Source organism: Bacillus sp. LJBS06 (assembly GCF_016924995.1).
In the GTDB taxonomy this organism is placed as follows: domain Bacteria; phylum Bacillota; class Bacilli; order Bacillales; family Bacillaceae; genus Bacillus; species Bacillus stercoris.
In genome coordinates, this window is record NZ_CP070483.1 from 2,663,827 (window position 1) to 2,688,685 (window position 24,859).

Here is a 24,859-nt window from a genome sequence, read left to right on the forward strand (position 1 = left end):
GTCCGTTTCTGGAAATTCTCTTCTGTTTCGCTGTTATCCGAATCATTTATATCTTAAAAGACTGCTGCAGTTTCTCTCTTCTTCCTTCACACAGCTTATGCTAAGAATCCAGCCCAAAACCCGAGAATCCCGATGATAAAGATGCCGCAAATAATGAGAAGAGGGTTCACTCCTTTGCGCAGCATCCAAGCCACCAATAACGTTAATCCGAGCGGCAGCGCACCCGGCATAATGCTGTCTAACACATTTTGTACCGTTTGAACATCTACTTTGCCGCTTTCATCCTTAATCCTGGATACAACGATTGGAATGTTGATGGTGGTCCATTTGGACACGAGGGCCCCCATAACAAATAACCCGAGAATCGAAGCACCCTCTGTAAGCTTTTGAATGCGATTCCCCGCTAAATCCTGAAGGATCTCCATTCCTTTCACATAGCCATACTTTAATCCGTAATATTTTGTGCTTAATCTTATAGCATTCAGCAAGAAAAAGAATAGCAAAGGACCGGCAATGTTTCCTCCTAAAGCAAGAGAGGCTCCTAAGGCAGCTAAGACCGGGCGAATCGTTCCCCAGAAAATGGGGTCGCCTACGCCCGCTATTGGTCCCATCAAACCGATTTTCATTCCGCTTATCGCTTTTCCATCAATTCCTTTATTGTTCGCCATTTCTTCTTCCATGGCTGCCGTCACGCCAAATATAGGCGCTGTCAGCCACGGGTGTGTATTAAACCATTCCAAATGGCGCTGCAGGGCTTCGTTTCTTTTCGCTCCGGGAGCGTACAATTTTTTGATCGCCGGTATCATGACATAACAATATCCCATTGCCTGCACACGTTCGAAGTTAAAGGAACCGAGCAAAAAATTTGAACGAATAAACATGCTGAAAATTTCTTTTTTCGTTAATCGTTTTTCTTTCTCCATTTTTTCATCCCCCCTCATGTTTAGGCATCAAGATCGTCATCATCGTCATCATAAACAGCAACACTGCCACTGTCTGATGCGGCCGCGACTGCTCCGTGAGCGCTTTGTTTTTGTATCACCTGCTGATATAAAAGCGCCAGACAAAGACCAAGGGCTCCGAATCCCACTAAGTTAAAATCGGTAAACGCCGCTAATAAGAAACCGATATAGAAAAATGGCTTTAAATAAGGAATATTCATCATATTGATCACCATGGCATACCCGACAACCACAATAATGCCTCCGCCTATTTGCAGTCCTTTTGTAATGACATCAGGAATATTTCCTAGGAATGCCTGAACAGCGCTGACACTAATTAAAGCAACAATCAATGTAGGAATCATGACGCGCAAAGCTTGAAACACCATTGCGGTAATATGCATAATTTCAATTCCTTTTATATTTCCTTCTTTTGCATATTTGTCAGCGCGGTGAATGAAAAAGACAGTGATCGTCCGAACAAAAATCGTCAGCGCCTGACCCGCAGCTGCCAAAGCAACAGCGACAGCAATCCCTTCGCCAATTCCCTGATCAGCTGTAATAACTAAAATGGTTGAGATGACAGAAGCGATCGCCGTATCAGGCGCCATGGCAAGCCCGACGTTCATCCAGCCGAGCGCCATCAGCTCCAGTGTGCCTCCAAGGATAATCCCCGTTTTTAAATCCCCGAGCACCAGGCCAACTAGCGTACAGGCCACAAGCGGCCGGTGTGTCTGCCCTTCATCCAATACACTTGCGATTCCGGTAATTGCTGCAATGACTAACAACAAAATAATTTGTAATGAAGACATATTCTCATCCCCTTGATTATTTTGTTACGTTCCGTAATATCTGTACAAAATCTTCACTGGCATCTGAAGGCAGCTGCCTTAATTCCAGTTTCACGCCCTTGTCACTTAATGTTTCAAATGCCTTTATATCTTGCTCTGTGACACTGACTGATTTTGTGATTTGCCTGCGTTGATTTTCAAAACGCATTCCCCCGACGTTTACGGTTTTGATCGGTACGCCTGCTTCTATGAGGGATACGATATCGGACGGATTTTCAAACAAGAGCATTGCTGTTACTCCTTCATAGCGCGGACTATGAAAGGCTTTTGCCATTTTAGAAACAGAGACGGCACTCGCCTTAACATTTGAAGGCGCAACAGATAGGATCAGCGTTTTTCTCATTTCATCCTGAGCAATATCATCGGAGACAACGATGATTCGGTCGGCCGCATGTACTTTAATCCACCTTGTCAGGATTTGGCCGTGAATAAAGCGGTCATCAATTCTTGCTAACACAATGTTCATCATAGTTCATCCTCTCTTGTATCTTGATTGGCTGTTTTTACTTTTTCTAAATGTTCACTGCACACCTGAAAGCTTTGCTGACTCATCGCTTTTAAGTTGTTCAGCAAAGCTTTGAGAGCCAGATGTTCTCTCAAGCTTAATACCTCCAGCAGAATCGGCAGGTTTACGCCGGCTGCCATATCCATTCTTTGATCCTCAGCAATGATGGAAGCTGCCGCGTTATATGGCGTCCCTCCAAAAATATCGACTAAAAAAAGCACTTCATGTTCTTCCGGAATGTCCTTGAGCGCCTGATGATATTTTTCCTGCAGCGTTTGAATCCCTTCCCCTTTAAAAAACGGCACTGCAATCAAGTTATTTTCTTCACCGAATATCATCCCTGAAGACTCTTTTAATGCTATGGGAAAATCTCCATGACCACTGATAATAACTGAAATCATATCTATTGCTCCTTTCCTGTTTTGTACACCCATATATAATGCAAGGATCGTGCCAACACATTTGTGTTAAGCGTTTTCATTGATATTTCAGCCAATCGCAGTTTGTTGTTGAAACACTTAAAACGAAAAAAATAAACCTGTATTAAAATGGTGTTCCATTTAATACAGGTTCATATGAAAAAACTGGTTTTAAAACAGATGGCCATGCACTTCTTCAGCAAATATGGCGGCTATAAATAATTTTTCATCATCACTTATGCGAAGTCCGAGCTTTTCTTCATAAGGGGCTAGTGTCCGCTCTGTGACGTTCACCATTTCCTTCAGCTGATCATTAATTTCTTCTTCCTCCGAGAAAGCGATCGGATTCTGCTTAATTACCCTTTCAAAGGCGAAAGCTGTATGCATAATGACTTTGATCAAAACGGCATTATTGAAAATGACACCCAGCTCATCTTGAACGGTTTGCAGCCACTCTACTAACATTTCGGTTACATGATGGGGATTTAAGAAGACAAGATACTTTTTCAAGCTATCCTCGCAAAGCTCCCTGACAATAATATTTGCTTCATTTAATCCATTGCTCAAGGGAATGCTTCCTTTTGTAATCGCCTGTTGAATCAGCTTCTCTCCCTCCCCTTCAATTAACACTTCTAAGGATACATGCGGAGCATTCATTTTAGGGTCTTTCGTTCCAACTGTGGCAAGGATTTCATACTCTTTTTCGATTTCTTTTATGCTGTTGGCCAGTTTAATCGATGATACGGTCAATATGTGAATCGGAGTATCAGAGGCCTTGTTTACGATCGTGGTTAAAATGTCTTCCAGCTTTTTGGCCGTTCCGCTGCCTGTCGTGCAGATGGATACCAAAGCCTTCTTTTTGCCGGCTGCCGCTGGCTGGCGCTCCCATAACTCGATAAAATCCTTCGTAACCGATTGATAGATCGCATGCAAATTCAAATTCAAATAGTTGACCTTTCTGACAGCATCCAGCACCATTGAGGTTGTAACATTGCTGATCGTTTTGATGGCAATGCCTGTCTTTTCCTCCAGCCTGCTTTCCAGCATCGCAAGCGAGCCCATATCTACCAGCATTAACACACCTTCGCCTTCATCAACCTGTTTCATTTTTTCTGCTACGCATTCAAGAATGTCCGAAGGTGAAACAGAAAGCGGCATATCGACTGCTGCAATTGGCGTGCTCCCTAATAGTTCTGTCGCAACTTCAACCATTGAACTCGCCGTGCTGTTTCCATGAGCAGCAACGATAATACCGACTCTTTTGTTCTCTTTTAACGATTTGATCGAATGGATTAACATCGTTAAGTAGATGACTTCTATTTCAGGAATAGCCACTTTAAAATATTCCTGCATTTTATCTTTAAAAATCATCGCTACCCGATATTCTTTCACGTGCGTATCACGAATTTCATCCGTCTCCTGTGTATTTAAGACATCAATTTGCTTTCCGCGCTTTAAAAATGCGTCAATATGCATACTCAAGAAATAAATAAATTTACGGTCAAATGTGCAATCCAGCTCATGTTCAGCTATTTCTTTTAACTGTTTTGTCATTTGAATAACGTCATCTTCAACGAATGTCAGCAGGCTGTCCTTTTGAAAGGCTTGATGATGAAAAAAACTTCTGACATGCAAATGGACATCAGTCAAGATGTATTGGTTAATATCCTTTTTGGATAAACCTTCTTTCATAAGCGTTTTTACTTTTTCCTCGATCAAATGATATAAGTTAAAGGAGAGGTCTTCGTCAATTTTTGTTGTTTCATCTTCTACAATCGGAGAGATAATCGTTGTAATATTGACGTATTCTGAAATGGCTTTGCTTCTTTGCATGTTTTTGCTGCTGGACATCCATTCTTGCTTGATTTCATCAGGCAGATCCCGAACCGTCAGTTCAATAACCTCATTTCTGTCAAGGTTATGCAAAAAACCGTGTGCGCAAACTAACTGGACATTTGATTTCAGCTGTCCGACATTCCCAAATTTCGCGGAATGAATAAGCGCATTATAGACATCGATGTGCACACTGAGATTCTTCTTAATCCGCTCTGCTTCTTTCCCTAATAAAAACGTTGTCAGATCCACTCTTTCTTTAAGCGATCGTTCTTCAAGCGAAGGAATATGAATGGTCATTGGGATTCTTCTCAAAAATGTTTTCAATAGGGCAGAACTCGGATTTTCTGTAGTCGCACAAATAAACAATACGTTCGATGTTCGTTTATGTTCAGATTCTCCAAGCCTGTTATAAGAACCGCTGTCAATAAAATAAAACAGCATCTCCTGTCCCTCAGGAGGGAGACGGTGGATTTCATCCATAAACAGAATGCCCCCATTGGCCTGTTCAACTAAACCTGCCTTATCCTCGGCGGCACCTGTAAATGAACCTTTTTTGTGTCCGAATAATTGAGAAAGCAATAATTGAGGGTTGTTGTAGTAATCTGCACAGTTAAATGTAATAAATGGTGCGCCGGCCTTCAAAATGTCAGAGTATATGGCAAACTGGTAAATTCGGTTCGCAAAAAGGGATTTACCGGAACCAGTCGGCCCTAGAAGGAGCATATGCAGACCGTTAGGCGGATAAAAGACAGCTGCTTTTGCCTGGGAGATCGCTTTTTTCAAACTCCCTTTTGCCCCAATCATAAGCTCTAGAGGATTCGTGGAAATGTGTTGATGATTCTGTTTTAAATCCCCAGAAAACACCTTAAGGTCTTTCACTTCCATCATCCCTGTATCCCATTTCTTGTTGAATACCTTTTCTGCTATCTCGACTGGAATGTAGCGCACAGGAAACGTTTTAATTTTGATGACCTTTTTGGTCCGGACAAGATTGTTCAGCTCAAAGCTGACATTGGACCGCTCCATTTTCAACTGCTCAGCAATTTCCTTTGCTGAATTCCCTTGTATTTTTAAAAGATGATCTAAGGTTGAATCATGAAAATTATGCATGAGCTGATGGTATATTTTATCTATTCTTTTCACGTCTATCATCCTTTGTCCTTATTAGATAAGCCTTTAACAAGAATATTCCGAATTTTATAGTCCGCCCTGAGATGATCTGCATCGTTCAAAAAGGTCTCTATAGCAGATTGACAAAACTGACTTTTATGCGTATATATTTATATTTCGAACCATTTGCATCTCATCTTAGTATGATAGATTCGCAGTTCTTGAGGGCAAGTCCCCTTCAAAAGTAATAATCAGTAAACAGTTTATCATTCTTGAGGAATGTAATGATGTCAAAATCATCAATGACAAAAAATGAACCTTATAGCTCAGGACAAATTTCCTAAATACCCCCGGGAGATTTATTCACAATTAAAAAGGGCGGTCACTCTATGTGTTCGCCACAGTAGCACGATATGCAAAAATTCTTCATTTTTACAATACATCTGGAAAGTTAATGATTCGGTAAACTTATCAGCAATGATGATGTCTTACAGCCATTCACCTAGGATAGAAAAATCTCCGATATCCCCTGCAGGCCACCATTATAGCGGGCATACAATGGTTCAAATCGATGCCTATTAAAAAATAGCCTATCAGATCGTCCAAATGACGGTCCTGTTTATTCTGTTATTCAATAGAACTGCAAGTTTTATTCATAAACTCAAAATAGTTTTAAAATTTAAAAATAAAAGCATCTCCTCTTTTAAATGTTATAATATCCGTTAAAACTTTACTCATCTTTTTATTATTGGAGGAAAATAAAATTGATAGGCAATTCTAGCAAAGACAATTTTGGCCAGCAACAGAAATTGTCTAGAGGCCTAAAAAACAGGCATATACAATTAATGGCGATTGGAGGTGCAATCGGTACAGGTTTATTTTTAGGGTCAGGTAAATCCATCCACTTTGCAGGGCCATCCATTTTATTTGCTTACTTGATCACCGGCGTATTTTGCTTTTTCATTATGCGTTCGCTCGGAGAACTGCTCTTATCAAATGCGGGATACCACTCTTTTGTGGATTTTGTAAGGGACTATTTAGGAAACATGGCAGCATTTATTACTGGGTGGACCTACTGGTTCTGCTGGATTTCCCTCGCGATGGCTGATTTAACGGCGGTCGGCATTTATACGCAATATTGGCTGCCCGATGTGCCTCAATGGCTGCCCGGCCTTCTTGCGCTTATTATCCTGCTGATCATGAATCTTGCCACCGTTAAACTTTTCGGAGAATTAGAATTTTGGTTTGCATTGATCAAAGTCATTGCCATACTGGCCCTGATCGTAACTGGCATTTTCCTGATTGTGAAAGGTTTTTCCGCAGCTTCCGGCCCTGCCAGCCTTACCAACCTTTGGAGCCATGGCGGCATGTTCCCAAATGGATGGCATGGGTTTATCCTATCGTTCCAAATGGTCGTTTTCGCTTTCGTGGGTATTGAACTTGTTGGACTGACAGCTGGTGAAACAGAAAATCCCCAAAAAGTGATCCCTAAAGCCATCAATCAAATCCCTGTCCGGATTTTACTTTTTTATGTAGGCGCACTTTTCGTGATTATGTGTATCTATCCTTGGAATGTGTTGAATCCAAACGAAAGCCCATTTGTTCAGGTCTTCTCTGCTGTGGGCATCGTTGTGGCCGCCAGTTTGATCAATTTTGTTGTATTAACATCAGCCGCATCAGCTGCCAATAGCGCTTTATTCAGCACAAGCCGAATGGTCTATTCACTTGCAAAGGATCATCACGCACCTGGACTATTAAAGAAATTGACTTCTTCTAACGTTCCAAGCAATGCGCTGTTCTTTTCAACCATCGCCATTCTGATTGGCGTTAGTCTGAATTATTTAATGCCTGAGCAAGTCTTTACACTGATTACAAGTGTTTCTACAATATGCTTCATTTTTATTTGGGGCATCACGGTGATCTGCCATTTGAAATATCGAAAAACAAGACAGCATGAAGCGAAAGCAAACAAATTTAAAATGCCTTTTTATCCATTATCCAACTATTTAACACTTGCATTTCTTGCATTCATTCTTGTCATATTGGCACTGGCGAATGATACACGTGTTGCTTTGTTTGTCACCCCGGTCTGGTTTGTTTTGTTGATTATTTTGTATAAAGTGCAGACCCGCAGAGGACATCAGATGAAATAAAAAAAAAGACAAGGGATACTCACTCCCTTGTCTTTTTTATGGCCAAACACTAAGTTTTAAATTTCATTCACTTCATTTAAGTGTTAACTCAAACCAGTTTTGATGCCGAAACCTACTAATATCATTCCGGTTATTTTTTGAAACACTTTCTGGAACCTCGAGTTTTTCATCCATTTTTTCGCGTAATCAATAATATAAACAAGAAACAGAAACCACAACACCGCTAATAAGGTTAGGATTGAAGCTAAAATAATGAGCTGCTGGTTTATATTTCCGTTCAAATTGATAAATTGGGGCATGATTGTAACATACACCAAAACAGTTTTAGGATTAAGAATGTTACTGAGTGATCCCTGCATAAAGGAAGTTTTATAATAACGTTTCGGAGAACTTGTCATATTTTTTGTTTGGGACTGCATGTCATCTAACGAAAACATACTTTTTGCAAAAAAACTTTTTACGCCTAAATAAATTAAGTACGCCGCTCCCAAATATTTGATCGTTGTGAAAAGAATCACTGACTTTGCAATCACCACCGATAATCCTAAAATGGCAATCACCGTCCAAAAGGATAGTCCAGTTGCCAATCCGAGAATGTTATAACGTCCGGCTTTCGGGCCATATCGAAGCGTATTTTTCATCACAAGCATCGTATCTGCACCCGGCATGATAACCATCATGGCAGCGATCGGTATGTATGCGAGTAAGCTGTGCATTGTTCTCTCCCCCTTTAAAAATCCCCTCAATCATATAGTGACTACAAAAGTAACTACTTATAAAAATTGTATCAATGCGTTTGGAATAAATCAATATGGTTTGTTAAAATAGCGATTACAAAGGCAGTAATTGCTCTTTATATTGGAGGATATATGAAGGAAAATATGTTAGACATTTTGAAAAACCTCAATTTTACAGAATATGAGTCGAAAGCTTATTTGGCGTTATTGCAAGAATCACCTTTAACAGGCTACGCCGTTGCCAAAAAATCCGGAGTGCCCCGTTCTAAAATTTATGAAGTCCTGGAAAGCCTTGTGATCAGAGGAGATGTTTTTGTCAGTCATGGAAATACGCCTCAGTATGTTCCTGTCCCCGCGAAAGAACTGATTAAAAACCGCCGGCTCAAAGCGGAAGAACATTTTGATCAGGCTGAAAAATATTTTGAAAAGTTCGAGCAGACCGCAAATGACCGGGAAAACATCTGGAATATCACCGGCCGCAGTGAAATTCTTGAAAAGGTGAAGGCCTGTATCTTATCCGCCAAAAAAAGAATCCTCTTAGAAATATGGAAAGAGGATTTTGAAGAGATAGAATCAGAGCTCAAACAGGCGGCAGATCAAGGCGTTATTGTCACCATTATTGCTTACGGAGACATCGTATCTGATTTCGCTAATATTTACCTGCATGATATGAGCAGTGAAATTACAGAAGAGTATGATGGACGGTGGCTTGTCTATAGCGGAGATGATTCAGAAGTAGTTGCGGGCATTGTCTCGCTTGGCAACGACAGCCGTGCCGCATGGACGATGCATGTAGGTTTAGTCATGCCTATTACTGAAGTGATCATTCATGATCTGTATCTTATGGAAATTCTGAAAAAGCATAGAGAGCTTTTGGAAGAAAGCTTTGGGAAAAACCTCATTCAATTGCGCCGTAAATTTTCTATCCACTCAGATTTCAAAAAACATTACTTGGAATAGCGTTTGGCATCGTTTACCCCAAAAACAAGGCTTGTACGAAATAAGCCTTGTTTTTTTATGCATAAAAACTTCCCCATGCTGATTTACTTCTTTAAAAAAATGTGATTCTGCGCAAACTATTTTTCAGCCTGCCGCGTCTATCCTAGGTAACAGCCTAAGATATACGTATATTCAAAAAGGAGCCCTTTATTGCAATGAAGAAAAAACAAACAACAAAAGCGTTGCTTGTCACATGCATAACTGATCATAAGCAAGATTTCTACCGGTTGGCTTTCAGTTATGTGAAAAATCAAGATGACGCATTAGATATTGTTCAAGAATCGATAAAAAAAGCGCTGAGCTCAGTTGAAACGATCAGAAACCCCGAGACGATAAAAAGCTGGTTTTATAAAATTTTGGTGCGGACAGCTATTGATTTTTTGCGCAAACAAAAAAAGATAAGAGTGATGGACGACGAAACGATAGAATTTTTAAGCAAGGGAAAAGAAGACCATTACAAGGATACTGATCTCCATGAAGCGCTTGACGAATTGCCTTACCGCTATAAAACCATTATTATTTTACGTTTTTTTGAAGACCTCAAATTAGAAGAAATTGCGGAAATTACAGGAGAAAACACGAATACCGTCAAAACGCGCCTATACAGAGCATTGAAGCTGATGCGCATTCAGTTGACGAAGGAGGATCTTTCTTAATGGATAAGAGATTACAGCAATTAAAAGAAGAATATAAAAATGTTCCGATTCCTAAAGAATTGGATGTCATTGTTGAAAAAGCCCTTCAGCAAGAACCAAAAAAGAAAAGAATCGTCATGTGGCCGACATCAGCAGCAATCGCTGCAGCTATTTTATTCACTGCGCTTGTGAATATCAACCCTGACGCCGCTCACGCTATGTCTAAGATCCCTGTCATCGGCAAAATCGTCAAAGCGATCACCTTTATTGAAATCAAAGAGGAAAAAGACCAATCAAGCATTGATGTCAAAACACCTGCTTTGTCCGGACTTTCTAATAAAGAGCTTGAAAACAGCATTAACGAGAAATACTTGAAAGAAAGCCAGCAGCTGTATAAAGAGTTTATACAATCCACATCCAAAAACAAAAAAGGGCATCTCAGCATCTACAGTGATTACGAGACGGTCACAGACACGCCAGATTTGCTCTCGATCCGGCGCAATATTGAAACAACACAAGCATCTTCCTACACACAAAGCCGTTATATTACGATTGACAAAAAGAATGATATTTTACTTACATTAAAAAGCTTATTCAAAGATGAGCGCTATATCAAAGTCATCAGTCAAAACATCAAAGAGCAAATGAAACAGCAAATGAAGGAAGATCCTAATAAAATATATTGGCTCACTGATGAAGATGCTGAACCGTTCAAAACGATTCTTCCTGATCAAACGTTTTACATTACTGAGGACCATAAACTTATGATCTCATTTGACGAATATGAAGTCGCCCCCGGCTATATGGGCGTTACCGAGTTTAAAATTCCAACCAGCGTCATTTCAAACTTGCTCGTGGGAGAACGTTATATTCGATAAAATAAAAAAACATCCATTTTAGATTATGGATGTTTTCTCTCTTTTCTATTTGAGGTCGTAACCTCGCTATCAAAACAAACGAGAATATTTGCATACTATTGGAGGAATACCCATGTATCACAAGACACAGCATCATCGATACATCCCTGGACTTGATGGCCTTCGGGCTTTTGCCGTCCTGTCCGTTATCGCTTATCACCTAAATTTCAATTGGGCTAACGGAGGCTTTATCGGAGTTGATATCTTTTTTGTTTTATCCGGATATTTGATTACCTCCATTCTATTGCCGGCATATGGAAATGATATTAATCTTGATTTTCGGGACTTTTGGGTGCGCCGCATTCGGCGGCTTTTGCCAGCGGCTTACCTTATGATCTTTTCCACTGTTGTTTGGGTCGTATTGTTTGACCGGGAACTATTGCACACCGTACGCGGGGATGCGATCTCTTCTCTCTTTTATATGAGCAATTGGTGGTTTATTTTTCACAAGCTATCATATTTTGATAGTTTCGGTTCCCCATCACCTCTAAAAAACCTTTGGTCGCTGGCGATTGAAGAACAATTTTATATCATATGGCCAATGTTTTTCGTTTTTGGAATGTACATATTGAAAAGCCGTGCCAGATTGGCTGCGGTAATATCGTTGCTTGCGCTTTGTTCAGCCATGATGATGAGCATACTGTATGAACCTGGCGGAGATCCGAGCCGCGTCTACTATGGCACAGACACTCGTTCGTTTGACCTTCTCATCGGATGCGCCTTGGCTTTGGTATGGCCGATGAAAAGGCTGTCTTCCAACAGGCTGCCAAGCAAACTGAAGCACACTTTGCACGCCACTGAATTTTCGGCATTTTGCATTTTAGTGTTATGTGTCTATTTCACAGATGAGTACGAACCTTTTCTTTACAGAGGCGGAATGCTATTCATTAGCATCACTGCCGCAATCCTTATCGCATGTGTTTGCCATCCGAGCAGCTTTTTAGGCAAGCTCCTTTCATGGAGGCCGCTTCGGTGGCTTGGAACAAGGTCTTACGGTATTTATCTTTGGCACTACCCTGTTATTGTGTTGAGCACACCAGTTCAAGAAATCGGAAATCCTGTTTTTTGGCATATCGTGCTAAAGATTATTGTGACATGTATACTTGCCGAGCTTTCCTATCATTTTATTGAGAAGCCGATACGGACACAGGGATTTAGAACATTTTTCAGCGGTGTTTTGATACATAGAATCAAGGAATGGAAAACGACATCTGTTATTAGCAAAATGTCAATTGGTTTCGTCATTTTCACTATACTTATTTTTGCAGGAGGGCTGTCTGGATTGGCCGGAGAGCAAAAGCACCCTACTAAATGGACCTATAGCTCACAAGAAACAAATGCTGACATCAGCCAAGCTTCTGGGGATAAAAAGGATGCTGCAGCAGATAAAAAACACAATCCTGAACAAAAAACACCAGGCTCCAAGCAAGGACAAAAGGAAAATAAAAATAATGGGCAAGAGACTCATAAAAAGAAAGACACGCAATCTCAACAGTCGAAAGAACCCGCAGACACTGCGAAAGAAGTGTTAGCTATAGGCGATTCCGTCATGCTTGATATTTCTTCACACCTGCATCAGTCACTTTCAAATGTAACGATTGATGGAAAGGTGGGAAGACAAATGTCTCAAGCTTTGGAACTCGCAAAGGAATACAAGTCTTTTAATCAGCCCAACAAGGCTGTCATCATTGAGCTTGGAACCAATGGCTACTTTACAAACAGCCAAATCGAACAACTGCTTCAATCTTTCTCAAAAGCCCATATCTATCTCGTCAATACACGGGTTCCCCGCCAATGGGAAAGCAAGGTTAATGAATCTTTACAGCACCAGGCAAGCGCACATCAAAATGTTACGTTAGTTGACTGGCATACAGAAGCCCTTCAGCATCCGGAATATTTTACCCCTGATGGTGTTCACTTGGTTCCTAAAGGGGCAAAAGCTTTGACTGCTCTTATTGTTCAGGCGATGAAATCGTAAAAAAGAGATCCTATACGGATCACTTTTTTACTTTAGTTTCTGATCGTTGATTATGTCTCCTTTCAGCAAGGCAGCCCTTATGTTTACATACCGTTTACGTAAGGGTAAGCCAAAATTGAATGGAGGGATGATAATGAAAGGAAATGAAGAACATGACATCCAAAAAGAGCTGAAACGATATGAGCTTTTTTTCAAAAAACGATATAAGATTCTTTATACAGTAAACGATTTTATCATCGGTGCTTTGTTTCTCGTTGGAAGCTTTTTCTTTTTCTATGACCGTTTAAAGTCGGCAGGAATATGGCTGTTTGCGGTCGGAAGCTTGCTGCTGTTAATCAGGCCGACCATTCGGCTGATTCATGACCTTCATTACCGTAAACATGTGGAACGGCAATTCAAACATCAATCTTCAACAGATGACTGATCTTAAGGAATAAGAAAGAACAAAATGCCAAAAGCCTGAGTCGAAAATCAAAAACAAGACTTTTAGACTATTTATTTTTAAAAATAAGGTAAAAAGAACTAAACTTTTGTCTCTATATGACGATATGAATAATAAGGCCGGCGCGATACTCCCTATAACATCCTTTTCAGTAGATTTCATTATCGTGCCGGTTTTCTCACATGCAAAGCAATCCCGCCAATCAGATTGGCGGGATTTTATTTTTTATTAATTTCCTGTCCAAACGTCTTTTACATAACGTTTTTGGTCTTGCAGCTTTTGCAGCCAATCGGCGGATTCTTCCTGACTTGCCCCTTTTTCAATTTCATATGCCCATCGCAAAGTTTTCTCTACGTCAGGAGCCATTTGCGATCCATCACCGCATACGTAAATATGGGCTCCTTTTTCAATGAGTGTCATCAATTTCTGTGAATCTTGCTTGAGCAAGTGCTGGACATATCCTTTTGATTCGTTTTCGACGCGTGAGTAGCATCGGCGGATTGTGACCAAACCTTCCTGTTCCGCTTGATCCAGCTCTTCTCTGTAAAGATCGTCATGATCCGGGCGCCGGCAGCCGAAGTATAAAAGTGCTTCACCAAGCGTGCTTCCTTCCTTATTCAAAACAGATCTTGCCTGAATAAAGCCCCTGAATGGCGCAATTCCTGTACCCGGACCAACCATAATCATAGGCGTGTCAGGGTCATCCGGCATCTGGAATCCGGACTGCGGCGTACGAATGAAGCAGGCTGCTGCATCACCTGTATTCAATTCTGCTAAATAAGTAGAGGCGACACCCCGGTATTCACCTCGGCCGCTCCAGGCTGAGGCTTTCACAACTCCTACCGTCATGCTCACGATATTTGCATGGGCTTTCGGTGAACTTGAAATGGAATAGTATCTCGGTTTTAGTGATGGCAAAAGTGCTAAAAACCGTTCAAACGGCATTTCGCAGGCAGGATAATCTTCTAAAAGATCAAGCATGGTAAGACGTTTTGCAAGCACCTGCTCTTTGTAAGTGCCATCATCTGAAACGAGCTGTTCCAGCTCTTTTTGATGCGGCGGGCAGACTGTATAAGAAGCCAGCTCGCGAAGCTGAAGCCTTGAAGCCGGTTCCTGCAGCTCTACATAGGACGACAGTAAATCCGCTACTTTAATCGGCCGGTCCATCGGCAGGTGAGCCATATGAGCGCTTCCGCTTATTTGTATTACATGATTGGACTGCAAACCGAATCGGCTGAGAACCCGCTGAACAAGCTCCCTGCTGTTCTTCGGCAGGATTCCGATATGATCGCCTTCTTTATATGTTTTACCCTCCGGAATTTCCAATTCAATATGGCGGGTCGAACGCGTACTGTCAGCTGACTGGAGCTCTCGATTCTCTAATACAATCCCTTCAAACGCGCCATATGCTTTGGCAACCGGCGTTTCCGTCGCTTCACTGAGAAAAGTAATCGACAATGAAGGCCTGTCTTCTTTCTGGGCGATTTCGTTAATATCAAATGCGTCCAGCGTTTCCTTCCAGAAGCGGTTTTCCCAAGACTCGCGATGGCTTTCAAAATCATCGGCCGCATCACCTTCCCCAATCGCTGTTAAACGCGTTGCCCCCTTTGCTTTCATCATGTCATCAATCAGGCGGGGAATCCGCTGATACGTGCTGGCCCAGCTCCGGTTTCCGCAACCGAAAACCGCATAGGAAACGCCTTTCAATCGGCCTTCCTCAAGCTCTTTCAGCCACTCTACAAAGCCGGCGGCATTATCAGGCGGCGCCCCATTATAAGAAGCCGTAACAATGACGACTGCCCCTTCTTCAGGAAGCTTGCCGATGTAATCATCAAGCGGAGCCGTTTCAGCTGTAAAGCCCATCTGGCGGCCTTGAGCGGCCAGTTCACCGGCTATTCCCTCAGCTGTCCCAAGGTTTGAACCGTAAAGAACGAGTAAAGGTGTGCCGTGTTTAGGTTGGGTTTCTTTTGGCTTTGTTTCTGTTTTGATGTCTGCCTGTTCTCTTCGCTGTACATTGATTGCCGCTGTTTTCCGCGGTTTCACAGTAATTTTAAAATCATCCGGCTTGATTGTTAATGCTTCTTTGATTTTTAGTTTATAGCCAGTATGGTTGAGCAAATCAAAATGCTTTAATACAAGACCAAGAACCATTGTCGCTTCTTGAAGAGCAAACTGCATGCCGATACAAGCGCGCTGGCCGTTTCCAAACGGCTTATACGCATGATGAGGGATACTTGAAGGATCTTCAAACCGTTCCGGACGGAAATCTTCCGCATCCGCTCCCCAAGCGTTTTGGTCCCGGTGCAGCTTCGGAATTAAAATGGTGACAGGCTGCCCTTTGCTGATCGGATATTCCCCGCCTAGAACAGTGTCCTCCTTCGCATATAGAGAAAAAGCCGGAGCTGTTGGATACAGTCTCAGGGTTTCGTTTAACACCATCCGAATGTATTTGAGCTGCTGGATTTGTTTATATTCAGGCGTGTCATCCGTTAGCACGCGATCCGCTTCCTCCTGAGCTTTTTTCAGTTTTTCCGGATGTGTAAGCAGACAATAAATCGCAAAGGAAAGCAGCCCGCTTGTTGTCTCATGTCCAGCTATTAAAAATGTGATGATTTGATACCTTATGTTTTCGTCATCCAGCGTTTCACCCGTTACTGGATCTTTGGCATAAAGCATGAGAGACAAGAGATCCTTAATGTTTTCATCCGGATTCGCCTTTCGCTCCGCTATCATTCTATCGACAAGGGAGTTCATGACTTCTATATCTTTTTGGAACTGCAGTTTCGTTTTCACCATCATTTTATCTTGCAGGCCCAGTCTTTTTGATTGATTCATCGCCTCTTTTAAGGCACGGAGCATGCTGGTGATAAACGGATGCTGCGAATCACGGTAAAAGCTGTTGAATCGATAGTTAAACCCGCATAACCCAATCGTATCAAGCGTCAGACGCGTCATATCGTCCGCTACGTCAATTTCTTCATTGGGGTTAAGGCGGCTCCATTTTTGTATAAGCTGGGTTGCGATATCCAGCATCATAGAATGATAGCCTTTCATCGCTTTTTGGCTAAAACTCGGCAGCAAAATGCGGTGGGCTTTTTGCCAGTTCGGTTCGTGCGTCCAGCTTGTAAATAAGCCATCTCCGCCGAACTCGCGCACCTTTAGCAAACCTTTGCCAAGGTTCTTGTCAAAGCGGCTTTCATCACACACTTCAGCCACAAGATTGTGGCCTGAGACAAAAACACTGGATACTCCCGGAAAATCAAAACGGAAAATCGGTCCCAATTCATCAGCTAACCGCCATAAAGATTGAGAAAGCTGTTCTTTTTCCAGATGCGGAAGATTTTTTAAAGGTCCGTATGTTTTGGGCTGAGGTATTGCGCTTGCCTGTTTCATTGACATCTCCCTTTCCTATTTTTGTGATGATTGAAGCTTAATGGCATCCCAGCAGCACTGTTCCAATTCAGTAATTAAACCAGTGTCCATCTCTATATCACCTGTTTGGACGAGCTGATATAACTTGAGAAACGCCCCTAATACAATCGCGATTAACACATTAGAGGGCAGGCTGCGAATCACGCCTTCCGCTTTTCCCTTATTAAAATAGTCATCAAGCATTTGAGTCAGATTTTCTATCATTTTTTTGCTTGTATGATTTAAGTAATGAGCGTCTTTTTTGGTTTCAAGAAAAAAAAGCGCATAGTCGCTCTCTTTCGTAAACTGAACGAGACAGCTAAATACGTGATGGAAGCCTTCTCTGACAGGCAGTTCCGAAATGTCTCCCTTCAGCTTTTCTGTAAATCGCTGAATGCTTTCTTGAAACAGTACGTTGACGAGTGTTTCTTTGCTGTCAAAATAACGATAGATCGTCCCTGTCCCCACATGAGCACGTTCAGCTATCATAGGAATAGTGGTAGCGTCAAAACCCCTTTCTGTAAAAAGCGAGACCGACGCTTTCATAATCATGTCGTATTTACTGCTGGATTCGGATAACATGTAATGCAACCTCCGATTCGTTTGCGGAATGAATATTCATTCCTTTTGTTCATAAATAATATCTGCCCTATCTGATATCACCTCTTTGTTCTTTCTTCTGTTATAAGTTTATATGAAAAAAACTTTTTTTAATATAAAGTATATGCAAAAAATAAAAAATTAAGAAAATATACCCAATCCCTAATGTAAGGACCTTGGATATATTTCCCGAGAAATTTTTTATTTAACAGCCACAATACATAGACAGGAATCACGCCTGATGACAGAAAGTTCCCTGAAATGCTGGTCTTTCAACAGTTGAATATACGTTTTTTCTTTTTCACCGGTATTTGCATCAATACTGATGTAACACCGGCCGTCAATTTGAAGCACCCTGTAAATTTCTCTTAATGCAAGCCTAATATCGGTGCAGCTCTGAACCGTATGTAAAGAAAACACTTTATTAAAGATACGGTCATCAAAGGGAAGGTTCTCTGGAAAGCCATGAAAAACCTCCCCTTTCCCCATGTTTTTTCGATTCGCACGGGATATCTGCCTTACCTTTCGCTTTGAAGGATCAATGCTTTTTAAGCTCCCCTTGTCTAGTTTCTTGGCTATGCTTTTAAAAACAGTGCCATTTCCGATTCCAATTTCTAAAATTCTGTCATTTCCTTGTATATCTATAGAGTCAATCATCATATGCTCAATGGTTTTAATTTGCTTATATTTCCGAGAAAATAATTTCCAAAGATTCGATCGTTTATAGAGTCTATTTTCTAGCATTTTAAACACCTGCTTTTGGTTTCCTATGTTTATTTATTATATTCGAAAAATAAACATCATCTTCTTTTCTAAAAGGGAAGGAAGGTACCAACTAGACGGCAATGTGTCTAAAAACGTTTCGATAGAACTAAACTTTTTCATTTTTCCCGCAAAAAAAGCAGAAAACAAAATGTTTTCTGCCCTCTTTCTAATGCCAATGATAAGGGAATACATACAGCCTTTGCTGCTGCATTGCCATCAGCCTCTGCTGTCGGAACGGATTTCCATAGCCATGTTTGAAGGAATGCGGCATGGACGCATAACCATGGCCAATCGACGGCAGCCTTTTTTGATCATCGTTCATGATGCCATCACCTGCCTCACAATAACGTTGATTTACTATATGCAGGCGCGCATTTTCTTGACAGCTGTTTCGCTAAACTTGGTCCTTCTCCATTGTATAATGCATCAATAATTCCATTCTAAGCATATGCCATTCCCCCTTCAGTTTTTTTATTGCTTTTAGCGCCAGTTTGTTAAATAAAGATGCTTTAACTGAGACTCCTTCATTTCATCATAAATCTGCTCAATCTGCTGTTCTCGTTCGAATTCTTCCAGGCTCTTAAACCGTTTTTTTATCGTTAACGTTAAAAAGAATAGGTTAATCGTCATATGCTCACCCCCTTTCAAAGTCCGCACCAAGCGAAATAGCCCACAGCATCAATCCTTCTGCCGCGGGCAAATAAAAACCGCAGACAAAAGAAGACACCAATGCCTCTACTGCCTGCGGGGAGTTGCGTATGTCCGACTATTCCGAATTTAATGCGTGCGATAAGCATCGGTTAAGGAAGGACACGAACTCTTCCACAGGCTGAATAAACCATGAACTTTTCCTTGTGTATCACGTACAGGTTGACGTCGTTGTCTCATTGTCATTTTGGTTCAGCCTCCTTTGCTCTTTTTTCTTACTTTGTAAGTATATCCACCAAATTCCATTTTGTAAACATCTTTTTCTAAAAATGGACTGAAATTGTGCAAATCATCGAATGGTTTTGCCCGTTGCTCATGATACCTGCTTCATTTCTTTTCTGGAGCGGTCTTTCTTATGATATGCAATAAAATAAATGAGTCCGACAAATACAGCTCCGCCGATGACATTGCCGATAAAAGCAGGAATGATGTTTCCGATAAACTGCCCCCACGTGAACGAGCCTGCAAAAATGGCAGCAGGGATCACAAACATGTTGGCGACAACGTGCTGAAATCCGATAGCCACAAAAGCCATAATTGGGAACCAGATGCCAAGGATTTTACCTGCTGCGTCTTGGGCGCCGAAAGAAAGCCACACTGCAAGACATACAAGCCAGTTACAGCCGATGCCGGAAATGAGAACCTTTCCAAAGCTCATATCGAGTTTTCCTTGGGCAACGGCAACCGTTTTTTCTAAATAAGGACCTGTTTCAGTCAATCCAACCAAATGCCCAAAAAAGTACGCAACAAACAATGCGCCGATTAAGTTCATAACTGTGACGATTCCCCAGTTAATCGCCAACTCTTTTACTGATATTTTTCTCGAAAATAACGCCATCGCAACTGACATCATATTTCCTGTGATCAGTTCAGCGCCAGCGAGAACGACAAGGATCAGACCGACTGGAAATACTGATGCACCGATCAAACTGGACAGGCTCCCCCATTCTTTCGGAAGATCGCCGATCACCCTGATATCAAGCAAATACCCAAGTGCGATAAATGCACCGCCTAAAAACCCCAGCACAAGCAGTGACAGCAGCGGGAGCTTTATTTTTTTCATCCCTGCTTCTATTGCTGCTTCCGCTATTTCATCCGGTTTTCGAAAAGCCATAATAAAACGCCTCCATACTTCTTCTTTTCTAACAGTTATGCAAGAAAGGCAATAAAAAAGGCAGCACTCAAATAACCTGTGTCAAACCAGGCGTTTGAATGCTGCCTAACTTGTATGCATACCCATACAACAATATCAAGCAGTATGTAAGATATTGAAAGAGAATATATACAGTTCGTGCATACATTCCATTGCTTTAGCCTTCTATAACTGTAGCAACATCATATCAAATGTGACAAATTTGTGTCAATGGCAAATATGCTAGCTTTGCACAGCTTCTTTTTGATCATCTATTTTTCGGTCAAAAACAAATACAGATACAGCGATGTTTTCCTCAATTTTAATATCAGAAAACAAATGGACTAGCTTAGCTCCCATAAGTTCCTCCATTCCTTCCGGCGTTTGTTTGGAATAAAGGTCTTGAATCAGGCTTGTCCGGGCCGCATGTACCATCTCTCTTCCTTCAGGCGTACGGGCGATAAACTGCTCGCTTGCACTCAGATTTCCGTATAGCGTTGAAACTGCCATGTTTTCTACAAATACAGTATGAATTCGCTCAGGCCCTTTTCCGAACAATTCTTTGCGAAGCTTTCGAATGATATCATTGAATTCGTGAATTTTTTTAGACATGCTGATTACCCCTTCCGATATTGCCTTATAAAGGCTTTTCCCGGTTCCCCTTAGGACATTTCACTTGGTTAAAATTTTCCTGCCATATTGTATTATAATAAATATCACTTTATAATAAAAGCAGTGTTGATGGATTTGTAATAGGATCTTGTTATGAGTCTATCGTTTTATAAAAATCAAGGATTGGTCTGTTAGTAAGACTTGCTAGTGAACTATTCCGCCATGTGTGTTTACACCTTCTTAGAATTAAGGACAGGTGTATCTATACATGGCTTTTTTTGACTTCTTGAAAGAAAGATGGAGGGGAATATGAATATGATGGACGGTAAGTCGATCAGTATCCGTGTAGACGGAACAGAAATTCAAGCACGAGCAGGGGCCACAATTTTAGATATTTTAAATGAAAACGGAATTGAATACCCGCAGATTTGCCACGTACCTGAGGTTGATCCGATTCAAACTTGTGATACTTGCATTGTAGAAGCAAATGGCAAGCTGGTACGTTCATGCGCGACGGTCGCAGAAAACGGAATGTCAATTGATCTTTCGGGAAATCGAGTGAAAGAAGCGCAAACCGAGGCGATGGACCGCCTTCTTGAAAACCATTTGCTGTATTGTACGGTTTGCGATAACAACAATGGGAACTGTACGCTGCACAATACAGCGGAAATGATGGGGATTGAGCATCAAAAATACCCATATACGCCAAAAGAAGATCCTTCTTGCGCGGTTGATATGTCTCATCCTTTTTACCGCTATGATCCAAACCAATGTATTGCCTGCGGCCAGTGTGTTGAAGTCTGTCAAAACCTTCAGGTAAATGAAACACTCTCAATCGATTGGGAACGCGAACGCCCTCGCGTTATTTGGGATGAGGGAGTTCCGATCAATGAATCTTCTTGTGTCAGCTGCGGTCAGTGTGTCACAGTATGTCCATGTAATGCACTGATGGAAAAATCAATGCTCGGTCAGGCTGGCTTTATGACAGGCATTAAAGAGGACGTTATGGAACCGATGATTGACCTCGTGAAAAACGTTGAACCGGGATATGGCAGCATTTTTGCCATTTCGGAAGTTGAAGCGGCAATGCGAGAAACGAGAACGAAAAAAACAAAAACTGTATGTACGTTCTGCGGTGTCGGATGTTCTTTTGAAGTATGGACAAAAGGCCGGGATATTCTAAAGATCCAGCCTGTTTCTGATGCTCCGGTTAACGCGATTTCCACATGTGTCAAAGGGAAATTCGGCTGGGATTTCGTCAATTCTGAAGAGCGGATCACAAAGCCTTTAATCCGTAAAAACGGAGCTTTTGTGGAATCTTCTTGGGAAGAGGCCCTCGATCTTGTCGCAAGCAGACTAGGATCAATTAAAGAGCAGTACGGTAAAGGCTCTGTCGGGTTTATCTCTTCATCTAAAATTACGAATGAAGAAAACTACGTCATTCAAAAGCTAGCGCGTCAGGTATTTGAAACAAACAACGTCGATAACTGTTCACGCTACTGTCAGTCTCCTGCCACAGACGGATTGTTCCGCACTGTCGGTATGGGCGGTGACGCCGGCACGATTAAAGATATCGCCAAAGCCGGTCTCGTCATCATCGTCGGCGCCAATCCGGCGGAAGGACATCCAGTGCTCGCAACACGCGTCAAACGGGCACACAAGCTCCACGGTCAAAAACTGATTGTTGCCGACCTGCGTAAAAATGAGATGGCTGAGCGATCTGATCTGTTCATCAGCCCTAAACAAGGCACAGACCAAGTTTGGCTGATGGCTGTTACGAAATATATGATCGACCAAGGCTGGCACGATCAGGCGTTTATTGATGAGAACGTCAATTACTTTGAAGATTATAAAGAAACCCTTAAAACGTATACGCTTGATTATGCAGAACGCATCACAGGCCTTTCAAAAGAAAACATCATTCAAATCGCTGAAATGATCCGTGATGCTGACGGCACTTGTGTCCTTTGGGGAATGGGTGTCACACAAAATACAGGCGGTTCTGATACATCAGCAGCCATATCAAACCTGCTTCTCGCTACGGGCAACTATCGCCGTCCGGGTGCAGGCGCTTATCCTCTGCGCGGACACAATAACGTGCAAGGCGCTTGTGATATGGGAACATTGCCTGGCTGGCTGCCGGGATATCAGCATATTACAGATGACAAAGCCCGCGCTAAATTTGAAGAGGCATATGGTGTTGAGATTGATGGAAAGCCTGGTTTAGATAATATTCAAATGCTTCATGCCATTGAAGAAGGCAAAATGAAGGCCATGTATCTTGTCGGTGAGGATATGGCATTGGTCGATTCAAACGCGAACCATGTGCATGATATTTTATCTAGCCTTGATTTCTTCGTGGTACAGGACATCTTCCTGTCAAGAACAGCTCAATATGCGGATGTCGTCTTGCCGGCCACTCCTTCACTTGAAAAAGACGGAACATTCACCAACACAGAACGCCGTGTGCAGCGATTGTATCAGGCGCTTCCGACGCTTGGTGACGCAAAGCCGGACTGGTGGATTATTCAAGAGGTGGCAAACCGTTTAGGAGCGAATTGGAATTACAGCCATCCAAGTGACATTTTCTCTGAAATGGCGAGCCTTTCTCCTCTGTTTGCCAAAGCAAGCTATGAGGTGCTAGAAGGCTGGAACAGCTTCCTATGGGGCAGCTTCACAGGTGAAAGCACACCGCTTCTGTATGAAGACGGATTTAATTTCCCTGACAAAAAAGCCCGCTTTGCCCTTTCTGATTGGACTGAGCCAGCGGCATTTCCGGAGGAATATGATCTTCATATCAATAACGGCCGGATGCTGGAGCATTTCCACGAAGGAAACATGACAAATAAATCGAAAGGCATCCAAGCTAAAGTGCCGAATGTATTCGTTGAAATCTCACCTGAGCTTGCACAAGAGCGAGGTGTTTGTGACGGTTCGCTTGTACGCCTCGTTTCTCCGTTCGGAGCAGTCAAATTGAACGCGCTGATCACAGATCGGGTACGGAAAAATGAACTCTATCTGCCAATGAACTCGACAGACAAGGAGTCAGCGATTAACTTCTTGACGGGACCTGCAGCTGATAAACGGACGAACACGCCTGCTTATAAACAGACAAAGGTCCGCATGGAAGTGCTTGGCGGCTGTGAAACAGCGCCGCTTCCAAAAACAAATCCGCGCAACAAAAAACGGCACCCGCAAAACGGAGTCGAAGCAGAAAGAAAATGGAACCGCCCGGGCTATGTCCATCTGACTGACTGATTAACCGATAGGAGGAAAACGAATGGCCACTCCCATTACGACGATCAAAAAAGAAACAAAAACAGCCGAGCAAATGAAGCTTGAAAAAATAGAAGAACTGAAAGAACTGCTGGCGGAAAACGAGGACGCCGTCTCTAAAACGATGACGATAATGAATGAACTCAATGATCTTGGAATTTTTGACGCGGCAACAAGCATGCTCAGAGCGAAAGAAGACATTGCCAAGATTGCGCTTGGCCAGGTTTCCCGTGAGCCTGTCACCAACCTCATCAACACGATGATGGCCGCCGGAGGCGCATTGACAAAAGCCGATCCTGAGTTTACAGCAAAGCTTTTAGAAAGCGTAATGGCTGGGACTGAACAGGCACAAAGCTTTTTAAAAGAAGACAAGAAAGTCGGGGTTCTCGACCTGTTAAAAGCAATGAACGACCCTGACATCAACAGAGCCGTCGGCTTCGGCCTTCAGTTTTTAAAAGGCATGGGAAAAGAACTCCGAGAAAAATAACAAAAAACAGCCATCGCGATGATGGCTGTTTTTTATTCGTCGGCTTCCTCCAAACGCTTCTTGTAAATAAGTGAACGGTCAGCGCAAAAGAAGGCACCGGCTAAAAATACGCAATCCGCTAAAAACATAGTCGATTTCTGGCCTAATGTTAAGCCTTGATCAGGGAGAACTGCGCCTATATATAAAAAAGTGCTGACTGCAAGCAATGTAAAAGCAAAATGCTTGTAGTCTTCTTTTAAAGATTTCATTCTATTTTTATTCAAAAGAATCACCTGCCAGATTCATAGTATACGACTATTATAATATAATCCGGCGGCTTACAGAGAAAGTAATTCTATCCATTTG

At 42.1% G+C, this 24,859-nt stretch carries 22 protein-coding genes and 1 pseudogene; 9 read left to right on the forward strand and 14 right to left on the reverse strand.

Features of this window, described 5'->3' with window-relative positions:
- Positions 1-95: 95 nt before the first annotated feature.
- The 5 genes from levG to levR all read right to left on the reverse strand — a co-directional run bounded on the left by levG (position 96) and on the right by levR (position 5,695).
- On the reverse strand, positions 96-923 hold the full coding sequence (levG, locus tag JQX68_RS13615; protein ID WP_147772295.1) for a PTS fructose transporter subunit IID: 828 nt from the start codon (positions 921-923) through the stop codon (positions 96-98).
- A gap of 20 nt (positions 924-943) precedes the next feature.
- A complete protein-coding gene (levF, locus tag JQX68_RS13620; protein WP_014664764.1) occupies positions 944-1,753 on the reverse strand; it encodes a PTS fructose transporter subunit IIC in 810 nt (269 codons plus the stop codon).
- Between the two features lie 16 nt (positions 1,754-1,769).
- Positions 1,770-2,258, reverse strand: a complete 489-nt coding sequence (gene levE, locus JQX68_RS13625) for a PTS fructose transporter subunit IIB (protein WP_069150778.1) — start codon at positions 2,256-2,258, stop codon at positions 1,770-1,772.
- The gene (gene levD / locus JQX68_RS13630) at positions 2,258-2,698 is read right to left on the reverse strand and encodes a PTS fructose transporter subunit IIA (RefSeq protein ID WP_014664766.1); all 441 of its coding nucleotides are present in this window, start codon (positions 2,696-2,698) and stop codon (positions 2,258-2,260) included. The genes levE and levD overlap by 1 nt, the downstream gene beginning before the upstream one ends.
- 189 nt (positions 2,699-2,887) lie before the next feature.
- A complete protein-coding gene (gene levR, locus JQX68_RS13635) occupies positions 2,888-5,695 on the reverse strand; it encodes a transcriptional regulator LevR (RefSeq protein ID WP_069149950.1) in 2,808 nt (935 codons plus the stop codon).
- A 624-nt stretch (positions 5,696-6,319) separates the two neighbouring features.
- Between levR and JQX68_RS21765 the strand changes: the two are divergent.
- Both JQX68_RS21765 and JQX68_RS13640 read left to right on the forward strand, forming a co-directional pair.
- Positions 6,320-6,388 (forward strand): annotated as a pseudogene (locus JQX68_RS21765) (hypothetical protein); the annotation flags it as partial.
- A 38-nt stretch (positions 6,389-6,426) separates the two neighbouring features.
- Positions 6,427-7,815 (forward strand): amino acid permease, encoded by a 1,389-nt coding sequence (locus JQX68_RS13640; protein WP_069149951.1) that lies wholly within the window; start codon positions 6,427-6,429, stop codon positions 7,813-7,815.
- A gap of 83 nt (positions 7,816-7,898) precedes the next feature.
- Here JQX68_RS13640 and JQX68_RS13645 read toward each other — a convergent pair whose 3' ends face one another.
- The gene (locus tag JQX68_RS13645) at positions 7,899-8,531 is read right to left on the reverse strand and encodes a LysE family transporter (RefSeq protein WP_103030731.1); all 633 of its coding nucleotides are present in this window, start codon (positions 8,529-8,531) and stop codon (positions 7,899-7,901) included.
- Between the two features lie 153 nt (positions 8,532-8,684).
- On the opposite strand from JQX68_RS13645, the gene JQX68_RS13650 reads away from it, so the two are divergent.
- The 5 genes from JQX68_RS13650 to JQX68_RS13670 all read left to right on the forward strand — a co-directional run bounded on the left by JQX68_RS13650 (position 8,685) and on the right by JQX68_RS13670 (position 13,505).
- Positions 8,685-9,512: a TrmB family transcriptional regulator gene (locus JQX68_RS13650; protein ID WP_014664770.1), complete on the forward strand. Its 828-nt coding sequence runs from the start codon at positions 8,685-8,687 to the stop codon at positions 9,510-9,512.
- A gap of 194 nt (positions 9,513-9,706) precedes the next feature.
- Positions 9,707-10,207, forward strand: a complete 501-nt coding sequence (sigV, locus tag JQX68_RS13655) for an RNA polymerase sigma factor SigV (protein WP_014664771.1) — start codon at positions 9,707-9,709, stop codon at positions 10,205-10,207.
- Positions 10,207-11,064 (forward strand): anti-sigma-V factor RsiV, encoded by an 858-nt coding sequence (rsiV, locus tag JQX68_RS13660; protein WP_014664772.1) that lies wholly within the window; start codon positions 10,207-10,209, stop codon positions 11,062-11,064. Before sigV ends, rsiV begins: the two co-directional genes overlap by 1 nt.
- Before the next feature lie 112 nt (positions 11,065-11,176).
- Complete coding sequence (gene oatA / locus JQX68_RS13665; RefSeq protein WP_147772297.1) at positions 11,177-13,081, forward strand: peptidoglycan O-acetyltransferase OatA; 1,905 nt, start codon at positions 11,177-11,179, stop codon at positions 13,079-13,081.
- Positions 13,082-13,214: 133 nt separating this feature from the next.
- The gene (locus JQX68_RS13670) at positions 13,215-13,505 is read left to right on the forward strand and encodes a YrhK family protein (protein WP_147772298.1); all 291 of its coding nucleotides are present in this window, start codon (positions 13,215-13,217) and stop codon (positions 13,503-13,505) included.
- A 246-nt stretch (positions 13,506-13,751) separates the two neighbouring features.
- Here the strand turns inward: JQX68_RS13670 and cypB are convergent, their stop codons facing one another.
- The 7 genes from cypB to JQX68_RS13705 all read right to left on the reverse strand — a co-directional run bounded on the left by cypB (position 13,752) and on the right by JQX68_RS13705 (position 20,751).
- Positions 13,752-16,916, reverse strand: a complete 3,165-nt coding sequence (cypB, locus tag JQX68_RS13675) for a bifunctional cytochrome P450/NADPH--P450 reductase CypB (protein ID WP_147772299.1) — start codon at positions 16,914-16,916, stop codon at positions 13,752-13,754.
- Between the two features lie 15 nt (positions 16,917-16,931).
- On the reverse strand, positions 16,932-17,516 hold the full coding sequence (gene fatR, locus JQX68_RS13680) for a transcriptional regulator FatR (RefSeq protein WP_014664776.1): 585 nt from the start codon (positions 17,514-17,516) through the stop codon (positions 16,932-16,934).
- Positions 17,517-17,735: 219 nt separating this feature from the next.
- On the reverse strand, positions 17,736-18,278 hold the full coding sequence (locus JQX68_RS13685) for a class I SAM-dependent methyltransferase (RefSeq protein ID WP_014664777.1): 543 nt from the start codon (positions 18,276-18,278) through the stop codon (positions 17,736-17,738).
- 187 nt (positions 18,279-18,465) lie between these two features.
- A complete protein-coding gene (locus JQX68_RS13690; RefSeq protein ID WP_134975278.1) occupies positions 18,466-18,624 on the reverse strand; it encodes a hypothetical protein in 159 nt (52 codons plus the stop codon).
- A 155-nt stretch (positions 18,625-18,779) separates the two neighbouring features.
- Positions 18,780-18,929 (reverse strand): YrzI family small protein, encoded by a 150-nt coding sequence (locus tag JQX68_RS13695; protein ID WP_004399102.1) that lies wholly within the window; start codon positions 18,927-18,929, stop codon positions 18,780-18,782.
- Positions 18,930-19,320: 391 nt separating this feature from the next.
- Positions 19,321-20,121, reverse strand: a complete 801-nt coding sequence (locus JQX68_RS13700; RefSeq protein ID WP_147772300.1) for a formate/nitrite transporter family protein — start codon at positions 20,119-20,121, stop codon at positions 19,321-19,323.
- Between the two features lie 261 nt (positions 20,122-20,382).
- Positions 20,383-20,751: a Na-translocating system protein MpsC family protein gene (locus JQX68_RS13705; protein ID WP_014664781.1), complete on the reverse strand. Its 369-nt coding sequence runs from the start codon at positions 20,749-20,751 to the stop codon at positions 20,383-20,385.
- A 315-nt stretch (positions 20,752-21,066) separates the two neighbouring features.
- Between JQX68_RS13705 and fdhF the strand changes: the two genes are divergently transcribed.
- Positions 21,067-24,009, forward strand: coding sequence for a formate dehydrogenase subunit alpha (gene fdhF, locus JQX68_RS13710; protein WP_103749985.1), 2,943 nt, complete (start codon positions 21,067-21,069; stop codon positions 24,007-24,009).
- A gap of 22 nt (positions 24,010-24,031) precedes the next feature.
- Positions 24,032-24,514: a helical membrane plugin domain-containing protein gene (locus tag JQX68_RS13715; protein ID WP_134975277.1), complete on the forward strand. Its 483-nt coding sequence runs from the start codon at positions 24,032-24,034 to the stop codon at positions 24,512-24,514.
- Positions 24,515-24,546: 32 nt separating this feature from the next.
- Here the strand turns inward: JQX68_RS13715 and JQX68_RS13720 are convergent, their stop codons facing one another.
- On the reverse strand, positions 24,547-24,777 hold the full coding sequence (locus tag JQX68_RS13720) for a YrhC family protein (protein ID WP_003237358.1): 231 nt from the start codon (positions 24,775-24,777) through the stop codon (positions 24,547-24,549).
- Positions 24,778-24,859: the final 82 nt, after the last annotated feature.